The organism is Streptomyces sp. L2 (genome assembly GCF_004124325.1).
GTDB lineage: Bacteria > Actinomycetota > Actinomycetes > Streptomycetales > Streptomycetaceae > Streptomyces.
Map to the genome: position 1 here is coordinate 3,967,510 of NZ_QBDT01000001.1, position 15,754 is coordinate 3,983,263.

General features: G+C 68.4%; 14 protein-coding genes and 1 pseudogene. 11 read left to right on the top strand and 4 right to left on the bottom strand.

Features of this window, described 5'->3' with window-relative positions; translation table 11 throughout:
• Positions 1-15: 15 nt before the first annotated feature.
• Positions 16-252: pseudogene (locus DBP14_RS17530) on the bottom strand (hypothetical protein); the annotation flags it as partial.
• Positions 253-359: 107 nt separating this feature from the next.
• On the opposite strand from DBP14_RS17530, the gene DBP14_RS17535 reads away from it, so the two are divergent.
• Both DBP14_RS17535 and DBP14_RS17540 read left to right on the top strand, forming a co-directional pair.
• Complete coding sequence (locus tag DBP14_RS17535; protein WP_129308139.1) at positions 360-1,103, top strand: helix-turn-helix domain-containing protein; 744 nt, start codon at positions 360-362, stop codon at positions 1,101-1,103.
• A gap of 2 nt (positions 1,104-1,105) precedes the next feature.
• Positions 1,106-1,576, top strand: a complete 471-nt coding sequence (locus DBP14_RS17540; protein ID WP_129308140.1) for an NUDIX domain-containing protein — start codon at positions 1,106-1,108, stop codon at positions 1,574-1,576.
• A gap of 476 nt (positions 1,577-2,052) precedes the next feature.
• On the opposite strand, the gene DBP14_RS17545 is transcribed toward DBP14_RS17540, so the two are convergent.
• Together DBP14_RS17545 and DBP14_RS17550 are read right to left on the bottom strand one after the other, a co-directional pair.
• Positions 2,053-2,262 (bottom strand): KTSC domain-containing protein, encoded by a 210-nt coding sequence (locus tag DBP14_RS17545; protein ID WP_129308141.1) that lies wholly within the window; start codon positions 2,260-2,262, stop codon positions 2,053-2,055.
• The gene (locus DBP14_RS17550) at positions 2,262-4,163 is read right to left on the bottom strand and encodes an ATP-dependent endonuclease (RefSeq protein ID WP_129308142.1); all 1,902 of its coding nucleotides are present in this window, start codon (positions 4,161-4,163) and stop codon (positions 2,262-2,264) included. The genes DBP14_RS17545 and DBP14_RS17550 overlap by 1 nt, the downstream gene beginning before the upstream one ends.
• A gap of 602 nt (positions 4,164-4,765) precedes the next feature.
• Between DBP14_RS17550 and DBP14_RS36900 the strand changes: the two genes are divergently transcribed.
• The 9 genes from DBP14_RS36900 to DBP14_RS17595 all read left to right on the top strand — a co-directional run bounded on the left by DBP14_RS36900 (position 4,766) and on the right by DBP14_RS17595 (position 15,240).
• On the top strand, positions 4,766-5,224 hold the full coding sequence (locus tag DBP14_RS36900) for a hypothetical protein (protein WP_241740953.1): 459 nt from the start codon (positions 4,766-4,768) through the stop codon (positions 5,222-5,224).
• A gap of 96 nt (positions 5,225-5,320) precedes the next feature.
• The gene (locus tag DBP14_RS17560; protein WP_129308143.1) at positions 5,321-5,842 is read left to right on the top strand and encodes a hypothetical protein; all 522 of its coding nucleotides are present in this window, start codon (positions 5,321-5,323) and stop codon (positions 5,840-5,842) included.
• A 140-nt stretch (positions 5,843-5,982) separates the two neighbouring features.
• Complete coding sequence (locus DBP14_RS17565; protein WP_129308144.1) at positions 5,983-6,930, top strand: Bro-N domain-containing protein; 948 nt, start codon at positions 5,983-5,985, stop codon at positions 6,928-6,930.
• A gap of 138 nt (positions 6,931-7,068) precedes the next feature.
• Positions 7,069-7,971 (top strand): DUF2797 domain-containing protein, encoded by a 903-nt coding sequence (locus DBP14_RS17570; RefSeq protein ID WP_129308145.1) that lies wholly within the window; start codon positions 7,069-7,071, stop codon positions 7,969-7,971.
• Positions 7,972-8,075: 104 nt separating this feature from the next.
• Positions 8,076-8,828, top strand: coding sequence for a response regulator transcription factor (locus DBP14_RS17575; protein ID WP_164992348.1), 753 nt, complete (start codon positions 8,076-8,078; stop codon positions 8,826-8,828).
• Positions 8,829-9,022: 194 nt separating this feature from the next.
• The gene (locus tag DBP14_RS17580; RefSeq protein ID WP_241741251.1) at positions 9,023-10,648 is read left to right on the top strand and encodes a HAMP domain-containing sensor histidine kinase; all 1,626 of its coding nucleotides are present in this window, start codon (positions 9,023-9,025) and stop codon (positions 10,646-10,648) included.
• Between the two features lie 14 nt (positions 10,649-10,662).
• A complete protein-coding gene (locus DBP14_RS17585; RefSeq protein ID WP_241740954.1) occupies positions 10,663-12,084 on the top strand; it encodes a bifunctional glycosyltransferase family 2/GtrA family protein in 1,422 nt (473 codons plus the stop codon).
• The gene (locus DBP14_RS17590; protein ID WP_129308147.1) at positions 12,081-14,381 is read left to right on the top strand and encodes a glycosyltransferase family 39 protein; all 2,301 of its coding nucleotides are present in this window, start codon (positions 12,081-12,083) and stop codon (positions 14,379-14,381) included. Before DBP14_RS17585 ends, DBP14_RS17590 begins: the two co-directional genes overlap by 4 nt.
• A gap of 97 nt (positions 14,382-14,478) precedes the next feature.
• A complete protein-coding gene (locus tag DBP14_RS17595; protein ID WP_206739285.1) occupies positions 14,479-15,240 on the top strand; it encodes a TetR/AcrR family transcriptional regulator in 762 nt (253 codons plus the stop codon).
• A 27-nt stretch (positions 15,241-15,267) separates the two neighbouring features.
• Here DBP14_RS17595 and DBP14_RS17600 read toward each other — a convergent pair whose 3' ends face one another.
• A complete protein-coding gene (locus DBP14_RS17600) occupies positions 15,268-15,750 on the bottom strand; it encodes a PPOX class F420-dependent oxidoreductase (RefSeq protein WP_129308148.1) in 483 nt (160 codons plus the stop codon).
• Positions 15,751-15,754 lie beyond the last annotated feature (4 nt).

A 15,754-nucleotide genomic window follows, 5' to 3' on the forward strand; every position in this document is an offset into this window, starting at 1 on the left:
GGCGCGCATCACAGGGCCGTCCCGGCTGTTGCCGTTCTTGATGGCCAGGCGGGCGCTCAGTTCTTCTCGCGTGGTGGGGGCCACCACGTTGTCCGGCAGGGCATCCCACTCGACGCCGCCGCCGACGGGCCCTATCTGCACCCGGGCGCCGACCTCGCCCATGACGACGCCGATACGTCCACTGGCAGTGTCCTTCGCCAGTTCACCGATGCCTGGTCTGGTCTGCTGGTTGCTCGCCATGCGGACGAGCATCCTGCCGCTCATCAGGACGTCGGAACCTCCAACAAACCCCACTTCGGGACGTCCCGCGTCGGGTAGAACGTCCCTAGTGCCGTCCCCAGGTGTTAGGAGAGATTGGGATGCCGAACGAGAGGTTACGTGCTGCCATGGCGGCCGGCGGCTGGACGTACGCCGCCCTTGCGGACAAGGTCGAAGTCGACCCCAAGTCCGTTGAACGATGGGTCAATCTGGGGCGTACGCCGCGCCGGGCCACGGCCATGCTGTCAGCGGAAACGCTAGGAGAAGACGTGCACGCTCTATGGCCCGCGCTCCGGCAGGCACGCCCTGCCCGCGCTGTCAGTCCGGAACTTGTGGCTCTCTACGATCAGCGGGCGGACATCCCCGTCTCCACCTTCGTGGACATGTTGACCCAGGCCCGCAGGCACATCGACGTGTTGGTGTATGCCGCCGTCTTCCTGCACGAGGCGTACCCGCGGCTCAACGACCTGCTGCGAGAGCGAGCTGCCGACGGGTGCGCCGTTCGTATCGCGATCGGCGACCCGGACAGTACGAACGTCCAACAGCGTGGCGCGGAGGAGAGGTTCGGCCACGGAATCGAGTCCCGTTGCCGACTCGCCCTCATGCACTACCGCCCGCTTGCCGGGGTACCTGGCATCGAGGTTCGAACCCATGCCACCACGCTCTACAACTCGATCTATCGTGCGGATGATCAGGCACTGGTCAATGCCCACGTCTGGGGCGTGAACGCCTACGGTGCTCCCGTGTGGCATCTCCGGCGCAGCGGCAAGGGCGGCATGTTCGACACCTACGCCAGCAGCTTCGACGCGGTGTGGGAGACCGCGACGCCGGTACGAGAAGGGTGACCATGGCGCGAACCGAATACTACGACGACCCAGCGGCACCGGAGCCGAACAGCCTGGTGGTTGCCGCGTCCGCCGTGGTCACCGACGACGAAGGGCGCGTACTCCTTCAGCGCCGCAGGGATAACGATCTGTGGGCGCTACCTGGTGGCGGCATGGAGATGACCGACTCACTCCCAGGAACGGCCGTCCGCGAGGTGAAGGAAGAAACCGGTCTGGACGTAGAGATCACCGGGCTCGTAGGCACGTACACCGACCCTCGCCACGTCATCGCCTACTCGGATGGCGAGGTGCGCAGGCAGTTCAACGTCTGCTTCACCGCCCGCATGGTCGGCGGCCGACTCGCGATCTCGGACGAGTCCACGGAGCTGAGGTTCGTCCAGCCTGAGGCGATCGATCAACTGCCGATGCACCATACGCAGCGGCTCCGGATCCGTCACTTCCTGGAGCACCGTGATCGGCCCTATCTCGGCTGACCTCGTAGACCGCGTCAAATGGCAACTCTGATGGAGACTCACAACTCACCTTCCAAGTCGTTGGGAGGGCACCTTGACGGCTGTTCACCTGGCAGGCACTCTGCTCAACCCGAACTGGTAGGTGCCTAGCTTGGGCACTCGTGCTACTTTGAGGCGTCGTCAGTTGAGGTCAGGGGTATGTGGGGCGGGTTCGACTCCCGTAGCGCTGATCTTGGTGCTCGTTTTGGTCGCATTTGGTCTGAATTACGGAATCCAGTTCCTGAATAGAAACAAACCGGAGTCCGATAGTCCATCTTCGAACGAAAGGAGTGCATCATGACACAAATCAGGATGACATTGATCGCGGGCATGCAAGTGGCCGAAGCGATCGCCACGAACAGCGTTGCCGGCGCACTCCTTACCTGAGCTGACGAACAAGAGCCCCGCATGTGAAAGTTGCGGGGCTCTTGCTGTTTTTAGTGTTGCTAATCGCCAGCTTAGGCAACCTTCGAGAATGAGTACCGGTCCTTGATTGTGTGAGCGAAGTAGCGGCCGTGACTAGAAGCCGACATCAGGCCACTATGGACACTTTCCGGGACGGAAAAATACCTGTAGATCCCAGAGTGGAATTCGATCTCTAGCACCATGTCTGCCGGTTCGTAGCCGACCGAGATAATGTTGGAAGAGGTAACTGGAAGTCTCTCCATTACTGCCCCTGTCTCGCCATGGCTTTTGCATTCTGGATGATCTGCTTAATAACGATCGGCGGTTCTCCACCCGCCTCGAATGCTGCTCGTGCGTAGGTGTAGGTGTTCTTCTCGCTGTACCCGATGCCGGATTGAATTAGTTCCTCGACCTTTTCTCCCCACTCAGGCCAGTCGGATTTAAGCGTCTCCTCCAGGCAGTCTGCGAATACTGCGTAGTCAGTATCTGCGTGCGTGGGGGGCAAATCTGGAATGTTCGATTGACCGAGATACATGAGAAGTCGGTGGTTCTCTGTACGCTCATTCAGTTCTGCATTGTGGATATCCCGCGGTTTCCTTCCATTCTTTTCCATTCTGACGCCAACCCCAGCATCGGCGTCAAATACTGCGAAACACGGAATTCCGAGCAGTGTAAGGATGGCATGGCTTAGGTAGATAGCTGTCTTGTGGCCGGCCTCGGCCACATGAATGCCTTCCACGGCCAACGGGGCTCCATCACGTGTTGCGGATCCTTCCAAGACGGCCTTGTCGGTTTCCCCCTCTACTAGTACAACGGCAGAGGCGAAGAGGGCTTCAGGTAGCCTGTTTAGAATTGCCGCCCCAATTTGTTTGCGAACTCGCTCCTCAGGCACGAACCCTGACAATTTCTCGATCACGTCATCAACTCGCACATGGGCAATGGAAATTGCCCTATGGCTGGCACTGTTCCGTACGCGACTGATTCGGCGGATTTCATGGAAGTGATGCGGGTCAACGAAGATCGGATTATGGGTTGCGTATGCCACTTGGGCCATTTGGTTCGGATCTTCAGCGATCTTGCGTAGCACCTGAGAGAAGGCGCGTGCCTGTACAGGATGCTGGTACAGCTCTGGCTCCTCGATGGCCAAACAAACAGCCTTAGATCGCGATCCTTCGCCGCCGCGATCCGAAAGGAGTTTCAGTGCGGCAATAATCATGGCACGCTGGAATCCGTGCCCTTGACGCTCGACGGTTGTTTCGACAGGGCCATCGATAATGCTCACCTTGAAGGATGCTTTGACGGGCTTGTAGGGGTTATCGACTGGCGAGACCGTCACGTTTCTGCCTGCTGAGAAAACCTCCACTGCCTTGGTTAGTTCTTTGGAGATTAGGTCCAACTGAGGAGCAAAGTTTTTGGTCGAGATACGCGCCCGTTCCAGATTCAATCGCGCATCGAGATCCGCCAGTTCGGCATCAGCGATCTTTCTATCCACGGCGCGTTCGATGATTCGTCCAAAAATTGCGGATCGGGTGTCAGTCGATTCCTCAAGTGCGCGCAGATCTGCGCTTACGAGGATGAATTCAAATAGGCTTGCGAGCTTCCCCTTTCCGGCAAAGCCGAAGAAGTTGTTTGCCTGGATATCTGACTCTGCGAGCCTATCGGGGTGATTTCTCTCCCAAACGATCATCGCCTCTTCCACCAGTGCTTCACTGCCAGCTGACGGAAGTCCAAGGTCAGGCTGTTCCTCGCTTAGCGAATTGTAAGCTTTCCGCTTGGCGGTAGCGTTTGGCTGACTGCGGACCGCTTCGAATGGCGGGAAGGTCATCCCTTTTCCGGTGATCTTGTCGTCACCGTTATCCCATGTGCGCCAAATGACGAGACTGTCCACGCCGTCGGGGGCGTAGTGACCTAGCTCTTCCCGATCTTGTGCCGTGAGTGAGTCAAACTCGACCTCTACACGGATGCGACTGCTCCCAGCCTCAACGCACAGGTCGTCGAGATCTAGAGACGTTCCTTTTTCGCCGTTGAAGAACCAATCGAGCGCGCGCAAGATGGTTGATTTGCCAACTCCGTTGGGGCCGATGATGGAAGTGACGCCATCAAACCGCACTTCGGCCAACTGAAGGCAGCGGAAATTCTCAATCCGCGCTCGGATCATCCTCATGCCAACTAATCATGGGCTGGTCTCTGGTCACAGACAACCCGTTTCTCTATATTAGTAACTTTGACCGCTTTAGTCTGACTAGTCACAAGAACTTGTGTTCTAATGTGCTGCCCGTCTGGGCGGTAGGAGCAGACCGGGTTGTGACGTGCTCCTAACTCGGAGTCAAGCGGAGTCAAGCGGTTGACTGCTCTGCATGCGATTCGGGACGGCAAGGCTGGGGCGGAGGCAGGAGCGCGGGTTGGTCTGGTGTGACGGAAGGCCGCATCCGACTCGTCCTACTCGCTGCGAGTCCGCGCCCGATGCGCGCGGCCAGGTCGAATCGCTGCTACGCCATCGCTCGGAGGTGACGGCAGCCCTGACGGCAACGACGGCACATAGGCGCACATGATCGCCAACCTGTGCGAACGGAATGAGAGGCCGCAGGCAGTCTTCATCGTGCGCTGCCCGATCCTACGGATCAGAAGGTTGCAGGTTCGAATCCTGCCGAGTGCACATGGAACGAAGGCCCCGGAGAGATCCGGGGCCTTCGGCGTTTCAGGGTCGTACCGCAGCTGAGCACGGCAACAGCCGGTGGGCGTGAAGTGCCGCTGTAGCGTGACCGCATGCGTCGACCGAGGTTCACACCCGCGCGCCGAAGGCGGGACCGGCGCCCGGCTCGCCGGGTACCGGCGAAGCCGGGGCGGTGCCGGGCGCCGCGCGTCACGGTCGCGGGGGCTGACGTGGTCCTGGTCGGCTACTTCTCTGCGAAGCGGAAGGACTTCGACACGGTGATGGCGTCGGCGGCCGGCGAGGTGGCCGCGCTCGGCGGTCGGGTCGTGGCGCGGATGGTGCAGCGACGAGGCGTCTCGGACGGCGGGGTCCAGAAGATGGGGCTGCCCTACTCCTCGCGGACACTGCTGAGCCACGGAAAGATCCGTGAGGTGATCGAGGCCTGCGATCGGACCGACGCCGACGTCGTGGTCTTCGTCGCCTCTCTGACCGGCCACCAGCGGTGCGTGCTGACCGCCACGCTGGGCCGCCCGGCCGTGAGTCTTTCCGACATCCTCTCGGAGCCGTCCTAGCAGGGCTCCCGGGAACCTGACGTTCCGCGATCCTCGAACGCGATGGGCTTTGCCGACCGTTGTCACACCCGGCCGAGGGTTTGGATCATGCCCTGCATGTCGTTCGTCTTCGTGGTTGTGCCCTTGGCCTTGGTCGCCCTCGCGGTGTGGACGGGGCCGGGCCTGCGCCGGGCGGCGGCCGTGCTGTGGGTTCGTGCCCGCTTCGACGCGGAGGCCTACGGGCTGCCTCCCCGGGAGCACCTCAACACGGACCGGGCCGGTCCACCCATGCCCGCCCCCCGCGCCCGGGCGATAGCTGACGTGACCCAGGATGTCCGGGACGGTCACTGGCGGGCAGCCGCCGCTTACGCCGAGGGGGCAGGCCAGGACTGGGACGAGCGGTGGTTTCGGCTGGAGGTCCTGCTGGGGCCGGCGGATCAGGACGATGCCTGGCTGCGTGACTGGCGCGCCGCCCGGCCGGCGGTGCGGTGCGTCGCCGTGGACGAACCACCGCCGACCGGCGGTGGCATTCGACCTGGCCCGGGCCGCTGCGGCGAAGGGGTCCCGACCGGCTCGGACGCGGCGAACCTAGTGCGCGACGGATCTGATCTCACCGTGTGGTCGAGGGGGAGTCCCTGACCCAGTTCGACAGCGGCCGCGACCGAGGTCGGCGACGCCGGTGGTGAATCGATCCCTCTGTCTTCTTTCGAGTGAATGTGCCCTTTATGGGCGTGAGTTGGTGATCAGGCCCCTAGCTTCCGGGGCGGAGGTGATGCTCGATGTACGAGCAGAACAACACGCCGTCGGGAGAAGCGACGGCACGGACGCAGGACGCGATCGACATCAACGACTTCGTGTTCGCGGCCACGGGCGCGCGAGTGCGGAGGCTGACGCTGCCGGGCGGGGAGCACTGGTTCCCGGCGGCGGACGTGGCGCGCAACCTGGGGTACGCCAACACGCGGCAGGCGTTGCAGATGCATGTGCCGACCGCCCTGCATGGGCGCCTGAGCGAGATTGCACAGGGTGTCTGTACAACAGACACCCTGCGCAAACTTGCAGCTGGGGGAGGTTTGCAGAAGTCGATGAGGATGGTGAACCTCGAAGGACTCATCCAACTCGTCAATGGTTGCTGCAAACCGGAATGCGAACCATTCAAGGTATGGGTCTCGGAGGTCATCTCCACCATCCAGCGCGATGGCTCCTACGCCCTCGAACCCGCCCCCGTACAGCCCGCCCCCACCGGCGGCACCGCCTACCTCATGCCCCAGCAGGTGGCCGACGCCATCGTCCGGCTGGAGGAGCGGAACATCCGGGCGGACGAGGCGCTGGCGGTGGCGCAGGGCGCGCGGGCCGAGGAGATGCGCCGCACCAACGACGTCCTCGGCCGCATCGCCGACACGCTCGACATCATCGCGGACCGTCTTCAGCCGCCGGTCCCCCGACCCCGGTCAGGCCCCGCAGAGCCCCCGACGATCACTCCGCAGCAGCTCCTGGCCACCTGGAAGTCACGGAACCTCGTCGTCACCGATGACGTGCACGCCGTGGCCGCCTACCTCGCGCCCGCGCTCGTGCGGGGCCCGGCCCGGTGCCGGCTGGAGGACGTCGCGAGTCGGACCGGACTCACCCTGGACCGGGTGCACGACTGCGTACGCATGCTGATCAAGCGGGGTTGTATGCGACAGGTGGGCAGCGAGGGGGACGGCGTGCCGGTGTACGTGCTGCCGTGAGCCGTCGTAGGAGCTGAACGACACTGTGAGGAAGGCCCGAAGTCGCAAATCTAAGTTGCGGCTTCGGGCCTTCTCGTACCGTACCGGGTCCGGCGGGCGAAAGGGCGTTGTCAGTGGGGAGCTTTACCCTCGCGAGTGATGGCACAGGTATGGAGCTGTACTGGGATCCGGTGGGCGGTGGAGGGGCCCGCGCTGCGGTGGAGCGGGGGGCGGTGCAGTGTGCTGGAGTGGGGGAAGCGGGTCGGGTTCGGGGTCGGTGAGGGGGGTGTGCGGCGGTGTGCGGGGGCTCGGGGGAACGCGTGTGCGGGGCGGGCCGTGGTGGGTGGGCGGAGTACGGGGGGACGGTGCGAGGAGTGTGCTCGGCTGGACCGGGCGCATTCCGTGGCCGCGGATACCTTCGCCGACGATCCGCGGCCGTACCGGGTGTACCTCGCGTGGTTCGGTCCCGGTCTCCTCAAGGTCGGCATCACCGCCGTGGAGCGCGGCTCGGCCCGGCTGCTGGAGCAGGGCGCCGTCTGTTTCACCTGGCTCGGCACCGGTCCCCTGATGGCCGCCCGGCGCACCGAGGAGCTGCTGCGCGCCGCCCTGAGGGTGCCGGACCGGATTCCGTACGCCGAGAAGCGGGCCGTACGGTTCCGGCTGCCGGGGACAGAAGAGGAGCGGGCCGCCGAGGTGCGGGACTTGCACGCACGGGCCGTCGTACTGGAGGGGTGGCCGGAGTCGTTGGAGCGGGCCGAGTGCCAACCCGTCGATCACGTGGAGGCCTTCGGTCTCGGGCGAAGAGGTGATCACCGGGATCACGTGGCTGTCGGCGACGTCGTCGAGCTGCGGCCCGGCGGGTTCGTCAGCGGTGAGCTGGCCGGGGCCGCCGGGCCCGACCTGCATCTCGCCGTGGCGGGACACCGCGGGCTCGTCGTCCTCGACACCCGGCTGATGAGTGGGTGGGAGCTGGTGCCCCTTGCCCCGGGGACGGGATCCGGGCTCACCTTCCCCGTGCGGGCGTTCGAGAACACGGGCGGGACCCAGGACGGCCTCTTCTGACGGGCCCGTTCCCAGGTGTTCCCTGAGAGGCGCCTGTGCGTTTCTCAGGGAAATCACAGACAGGTGCAAGTCTGTTCTCAGAGGGCGGCGACAGGGTGGCCGGTATGACCACGACCTCGCCCCAGGGGCGCACCGAACTGCTGAGGCCGGACGGGAGCCCCGTCCGCGTGCTTGTGGTGGACGACGAGTTGTCGATCACCGAACTGCTGAGCATGGCCCTCCGATACGAGGGCTGGCAGATCAGGAGTGCGGGAGACGGGCACGGCGCCCTCCAGACGGCCCGCGACTTCCGGCCCGACGCTGTCGTCCTCGACATGATGCTGCCCGACATGGACGGCCTCTCCGTCCTCGGCCGGCTGCGCCGCGACCTGCCCGACGTGCCGGTCCTCTTCCTCACCGCCAAGGACGCCGTCGAGGACCGGATCGCCGGGCTCACCGCCGGCGGCGACGACTACGTGACGAAGCCGTTCAGTCTGGAGGAGGTCGTCGCCCGGCTGCGCGGCCTCATCCGCCGCTCCGGGGCCGCGGACCGCAGGTCGGAGTCCGTGCTGGTCGTCGGCGACCTCACCCTGGACGAGGACAGCCACGAGGTGTCGCGGGGCGGCGCCAACATCCACCTCACCGCCACCGAGTTCGAGCTGCTGCGCTTCCTCATGCGCAATCCGCGGCGCGTGCTCTCCAAGGCGCAGATCCTGGACCGGGTCTGGTCGTACGACTTCGGCGGCCAGGCCAACGTCGTCGAGCTGTACATCTCGTACCTGCGGCGCAAGATCGACGCCGGGCGCGAGCCGATGATCCACACCCGGCGCGGCGCCGGGTACCTGATCAAGCCCGCCGCCTCGACCGCGGTGTCATGAGCGGAGGGCGCCGGCCCGGTCCGCTGAAGCGAGCGGGGAGCCCCAGCCAACAGCGAGCGGGGAGCCCCAGCCAACAGCGTCCGGGGAGCCCCAGCCAACAGCGGGCTGGGAGACCCCGCCGGCAGTGGGCTGGGAGCCCCCGTCGGCAGCAGGCGGGAAGACCCCGTCGGCAGCGGACGGGGAGACCCCGCACCCTGCGGACACGGCTCGTCGTCGCGTCCGTCGTGCTCATCGCCGTGGTGTGCGCGGTCATCGGCACGGTGACCACTCTGGCCCTGCGGAGCCATCTGTACGACCAGCTGAACGGCCAGCTGGACGAGGTCGCCGCGCGCGCCTCCGGCTCCTTCGGGCCGCCGGGGCAGCAGCCCGGCGGCGGCGCCGCGCCCGGCGGGCAGCGGATCAAACCGCACCCGACGACCCTCGACGACCTGGTCACCAAGGGTCCGCAGCAGGGCATCATCGCCGCCCGGGTGGAGGACGGGGCCATCGTCGGCGCCGAGCGCGGCGACAAGTCCGACAGCGACTTCGAGGTGAGCGCGAAGCCGCTGACCAAGGCCCAGCTCGCCGCCCTCGAAGCCGTACCGCGGGTGGACCGGGCACAGCACACGGTCGACGTGCCCGGCGCGGGCCGCTACCGGGTCGAGTACCGGACCGGTGACAACGGGTCCTACTACGTCGCCGTCCCGACCGCCTCCGTCGACAACACCATCGACACCCTGATCCTCGTCGAGGTCTGCGTCACCGCGGCCGGCCTCGTCGCCGCCTCCCTCGCCGGCGCCGCCATCGTCGGCGTCGCCACCCGGCCGCTGCGCCGGGTCGCCGCGACCGCCACCCGGGCCTCCGAACTCCCCCTGCACACCGGCGAGGTGAACCTCAGCGAGCGCGTCCCCGACGCGGAGTGCGATCCGCACAGCGAGGTCGGGCAGGTCGGCGCCGCCCTGAACCGGATGCTCGACCATGTGCACGCGGCGCTGCACGCCCGCCAGCAGAGCGAGACGCGGGTACGGCAGTTCGTCGCCGACGCCAGCCATGAACTGCGCACCCCCCTCGCCTCCATCCGCGGCTACGCCGAGCTGACCCGGCGCGGACGGGAACAGGTCGGACCGGACACCCGGCACGCGCTGGGCCGTATCGAGTCCGAGGCCGGACGAATGACCGTCCTCGTCGAGGACCTCCTGCTGCTCGCCCGGCTCGATGCCGGGCGGCCCCTGCAGTTCGAGCCGACGGACCTGGTCCCGCTGGTCGTCGACACCGTCAGCGACGCCCGCGCGGCCGGCCCCGGCCACAGCTGGCGGCTCGAACTGCCCGACGAACCGGCGCCGGTGACCGCGGACGCGGCCCGCGTGCAGCAGGTGTTCGTCAACCTGCTGGGCAACGCCCGCCACCACACCCCGCCCGGTACGACCGTCATCGCGCGCGTGCGGCACGCCGGGCCCTGGACGTGCGTCGATGTCGAGGACGACGGGCCCGGGATCCCCGCCGAGCTGCTCCCGCACGTCTTCGAGCGGTTCGCCCGCGGCGACCCCGCGCGCGCCCGCGCCGACGGAGCCACCGGGCCGACCGCATCCACAGGGTCCTCCGGCTCCTCCGGCTCCACCGCCTCTACCGGGTCCACCGGGCTCGGCCTCGCCATCGTGCAGGCCGTCGCCGCCGCGCACGGCGGGGCCGTGACCGTGGACAGCGTGCCGGGCCGCACGGTCTTCACCGTGCACCTGCCCCAGCTCCCCGCGCCCGGTGGCGCCGCCGTGCCCCGCGCCGAGCGGTCGGCCGACTCACAGGCCCAGCACAGCGCCACCACACAGGTACGACAGGGGACTTGAGAAAAGTCGGTCCCATGCGAACCGACTCTTTCCCCGGCACCGGCACCCTGCCGGCGCGGGAGCACCTCCCGGCCACGGACGCCGGTACGCCTGTCCTGGACGTCGTGATCCCCGTCTACAACGAGGAGAAGGACCTCGGCCCCTGCGTGCGCGGACTGCACGAGCACCTGACCCGTACGTTCCCGTACGCGTTCCGCATCACGATCGCGGACAACGCCTCCACGGACACCACCCCGCTGGTGGCGGCCCGGCTGGCGGCGGAGCTCGCCGAGGTCGCCACCTTCCGGCTGGAGCAGAAGGGGCGGGGCCGGGCCCTGCGGGCCGTGTGGTCCGCGTCCGAGGCGCCGGTCCTCGCCTACATGGACGTCGATCTGTCCACCGGCCTCAACGCCCTGCTGCCCCTGGTGGCGCCGCTGATCTCCGGTCACTCCGACCTCGCCATCGGCTCCCGGCTGTCCCGCAGCTCACGCGTGGTCCGGGGCCCCAAGCGGGAGTTGATCAGCCGCGCCTACAACCTGATCCTGCGCGGCTCGCTCCAGGCCCGCTTCTCGGACGCGCAGTGCGGGTTCAAGGCGATCAGGCGGGACGTGGCCCAGGTGCTGCTGCCGCTGGTCGAGGACAGCGGCTGGTTCTTCGACACCGAGATGCTGGTGCTGGCCGAGCGGGCGGGCCTGAGGATCCACGAGGTGCCGGTGGACTGGGTCGACGACCCCGACTCCACCGTGCACATCGTGCGGACGGCGACCGAGGACCTCAAGGGCGTCTGGCGCATCGGCAAGGCCCTGGCCTCCGGTTCACTGCCGCTGGACCGGCTCACCCGGCCCTTCGGCGACGACCCGCGCGACCGCGAGGTCCGCGAACTGCGGGACCTGCCCAGGGGGCTGGCCCGCCAGCTCGCCGGGTTCTGCGTGGTGGGCGGTCTGTCGACGCTGTTCTACCTGCTGCTCTACGGCGCCTTCCGGCAGGTCTGCGGCGCCCAGACCGCCAACGCGCTCGCCCTGCTGGTCTCGGCCGTCGCGAACACGGCCGCCAACCGCCGGCTCACCTTCGGGGTACGCGGCGGGGGCGGCGCCGTACGCCACCAGGCGCAGGGGCTCGTCGTCTTCGGCATCGGACTCGCCCTCACCAGCGGCTCCCTGGCCGCCCTGGACACGGCCACAGACCACCCCGCGCACTCCACCGAACTCGCGGTGCTCATCGCCGCCAACCTCGCGGCGACCGTCCTGCGGTTCCTGCTCTTCCGGGCCTGGGTCTTCCCGGACGGCGGCCGAGGGGAGCAGCAGCCGCCGTACGGGACGGGCGTGCCGCTTCCGCAACGGCCCCTCGCGCACCCGCAGCCGCAGCCGCACCCGCACTCGTACCCACATCCGCAGCACCCGCACCCGCACCCGCACTCCCACCCACACCCGCACAACGACCCGGGGGACCCCCGATGACCACCGACTACGGCCGGCACCCCGCGCGGAAGACCGGCCCCACCGGCTGGGGACCGCCGACCACGGCCGCCCCGCACGCCGCTCCCCACTCCGCCCCGCACGCCACTCCCCCGCCCGCCCCCGGACTCGCGCCGGGCCGGTGGCCCCGCGGACTGTGGCACGGCCGGCCCGACGACCCCCGCTGGGTCCGCCCGGCGTTCCTCGGTCTGCTCGCAGCCACCCTCGTCCTCTACCTCTGGAACCTGAGCGCCTCCGGTTACGCCAACTCCTTCTACTCGGCGGCCGTCCAGGCGGGCAGCACCTCCTGGAAGGCGTTCTTCTTCGGCTCGCTGGACGCGGGCAACGCCATCACCGTGGACAAGCCGTCGGCGTTTCTGTGGCCGATGGAGCTGTCGGTGCGGGTCTTCGGCCTGAACTCGTGGGCGATCCTGACGCCGCAGGTCCTGATGGGTGTGGGCACGGTGGCCGTGGTGTACGCGGCGGTACGGCGCCGGTTCAGCCCGGCGGCGGGGCTGATCGCGGGGGCGGTGCTCGCGCTCACCCCGGTCGCGGCGCTGATGTTCCGGTTCGACAACCCGGACGCCATGCTGGCCATGCTGATGGCGCTGGCCTGCTACCTCGTCGTACGGGCGGTGGAGGACGGGCGGACCAGGTGGCTGGTGTGGGCGGGGGCCGCGATCGGTTTCGCGTTCCTCGCCAAGACCCTCCAGGCGTTCCTGATCCTGCCGCCGCTGGCGCTCGTGTACGCCGTCTGCGCTCCGGTGCGGCTGCGCAGGCGGCTGGCCCAGCTGGGCCTCGCGACCCTCGCGCTGCTCGTGTCCGGCGGCTGGTGGGTGGCCGTCGTGGAACTGTGGCCGGCGTCCTCCCGCCCCTATGTCGGCGGCTCCCAGAACAACAGCTTCCTGGAGCTGACCTTCGGCTACAACGGCCTCGGCCGGATCAACGGCGACGAGACCGGCAGCGTCGGCGGCGGAGGCGGACCCGGGGGCGGCGGTACCGGCCAGTGGGGCGCCACCGGCTGGAACCGGATGTTCGACTCCGAGATCGGCGGCCAGGTCTCCTGGCTGATCCCGGCCGCGCTGATCCTGCTGCTCGCGGGCCTGTGGGCGACGAGGAAGGCCCGGCGTACCTCGGTCACGCGCGCGTCGTTCCTGGTCTGGGGCGGCTCGCTGCTGATGACGATGGCGGTCTTCAGCTACATGGCCGGCATCTTCCACCAGTACTACACGGTCGCTCTCACCCCCTACCTCGCCGCGGTGACCGGTATGGGTGCCGGTCTCCTGTGGGAGCGCCGGGGGGAGACCTGGGCGTCGCTGGTGTCGGCCGGGTCCGTGGTGGCCGCGGCGGTCTGGGGGTACGTCCTGCTCGACCGGGTGCCGGACTACCTGCCCTGGCTGAGGTGGCTGGTGCTGGTCGGCGGGCTGACGGCGGCCCTCGGCCTGGTCTTCGCCGGCCGGATCAGCAGGCGGCTCGCGCTCGGCGCGGCGACGGCGGGCCTGGTGGCCGCGCTGGCGGGCCCAACGGCGTACACCCTGAGCACGGTGAACTCGGCCCACACGGGTTCGATCCCCACGGCGGGCCCGGCGGGCGCGAGCATGATGGGCGGCCCCGGCGGCCGGCCGGGCGGCGGTCCCGGGGGCGCTCCCGGCGGGGGTGCTGACGGCGGCACGCGGGGCGGCTTCGGCGGCGGCATGCCGGGGCAGGGCGGCCAGAATCAGCAGGGCGGACAGGGCCAGCAGGGCCAGCAGGGCCAGCAGGGCGGCCAAGGCCAACCCTCCGGAAACGGATTCCCGGGTGGCGGTCCCGGCCAGAACGGCAACGGATTCCCCGGCCAGAGCGGCAACGGCCTCCCCGGCGGCGCCCGCACCGGCGAAGGCGGTGGCGGTGGCGGTGGACGTGCCGGCGGTGGCATGGGCGGGCTGCTGGACGGCGCCAACGTCTCCGCCGCCGCCAAGAGGCTGCTGAAGGCCGACGCCGGCGACTACACCTGGGTCGCCGCGTCCATCGGCTCGCAGAACTCCGCGAGCTACCAGCTGGCCACCGGCGACCCGGTCATGGCGATCGGCGGCTTCAATGGGACCGACCCGTCGCCGACCCTGGCCCAGTTCAAGAAGTACGTGGCCGAAGGCAAGATCCACTACTTCATCGCCGGCGGAGGCATGGGCGGGGGCATGGAAGCGGGCATGGGCGGCGGAAGCCGCGGTACGGCCTCGCAGATCACCTCGTGGGTCGAGAGCAACTTCACGAAGGTCACGGTCGGTTCGGCCACCTTCTACGACCTCACGAAGCGGAGCTGACCGGCCGGGAGCAGCCTCCTCGTGGCGTCGCCGCGTTTCGGCACCGCCCCGCGCCCCTTAGTTTGGGAGGGTGGCCGGAATCGAGGAGGGTGCTCCCGTGGCGAAGGCAGCAGGTCGGTCGGCGCGGGCCAGCGTGTGGCTCGGGGGGAAGGTCCGGCGGGGCGGGCGGGGGAGTGCGCAGCCCTCGGGCCTGGACCGGGAGCGGATCACCGGGGTCTCGGTACGGCTGCTGGACGCCGAGGGTCTGGACAGGTTCTCCATGCGGCGGCTCGCGGCCGAGCTGAACGTGACGGCGATGTCCCTGTACTGGTACGTCGACACCAAGGACGACCTGCTGGAACTCGCCCTCGACGCGGCCTTCGGCGAGCTGGCGCTGCCCGACCCGGCGGACGGCGCTGCCGACTGGCGGGACGAGCTGCGTGGGCTGGCCACGGAGTACCGGGCGCTGCTGGTGCGCCACCCGTGGCTGTCCGCGCTCGCCGGGCGCTACCTCAACATCGGCCCGAACTCCCTCGGCTTCTCGCGCCAGGTTCGGCGGGTGGTCCGCCGGGCGGGGCTGCCCGCGCACGGGGTCACGGGCGCGATCGCGGCCGTCTTCCAGTTCGTGTACGGCCACGGCACGATCGAGAGCCACTTCCTCGCCCGCGTCGAGGGCGCCGGGCTCACTCCGGACGAGTACTACGCGCAGGCCATGCGCTCGGTCCGGCAGGACCCGGACGCCGCCGAGGCCCTCCAGGAGTCCGAGGGGATCATGGAGGCCCGCGGCGGCGACACGGTCGCCGAGATGCTGGACCGGGACTTCACCTTCGCCCTGGACCTGCTGGTGGCCGGCATCGAGGCGATGGTCGAGCGCGGCTGAGCCCCCGAGCCCGCGCCGTCGAGTCCGCTACTCCTGCTCCTGCTCCTGCTCCACGAGCCGTGCTGGAAATCCCCCGGTGGCCACGGGACCCCACCGCTCGGGAGTCACCCGGATGATCGACTTCCCCTGCTTGACCATCGCTTCCCTGTACTCGTCCCAGTCGGGGTGCTCGCCGGCGATGTTCCGGTAGTACTCCACCAGGGGCTCGACCGAGTCGGGGCTGTCGAGGACCTCCGCGGTGCCGTCGACCTGGACCCAGGGGCCGTTCCACTCGTCGCTGAGGACGAGCAGGCTGACCCGGGTGTCCCGCTTGGCGTTGCGGGTCTTCGCGCGCTCCGGGTACGTGGAGACCACGATCCGGCCGGCGTCGTCGACGCCGCAGGTCAGCGGGGAGGCCTGGGGGCTGCCGTCGGCGCGGCGGGTGAGCAGGATCGCGCGGTGGCGGGGCCGTACGAAGTCCAGCAGTTCGTCCAGCGAGATGCGGGTGTTCGTCGCGATGTTCGGTGCCATGCGC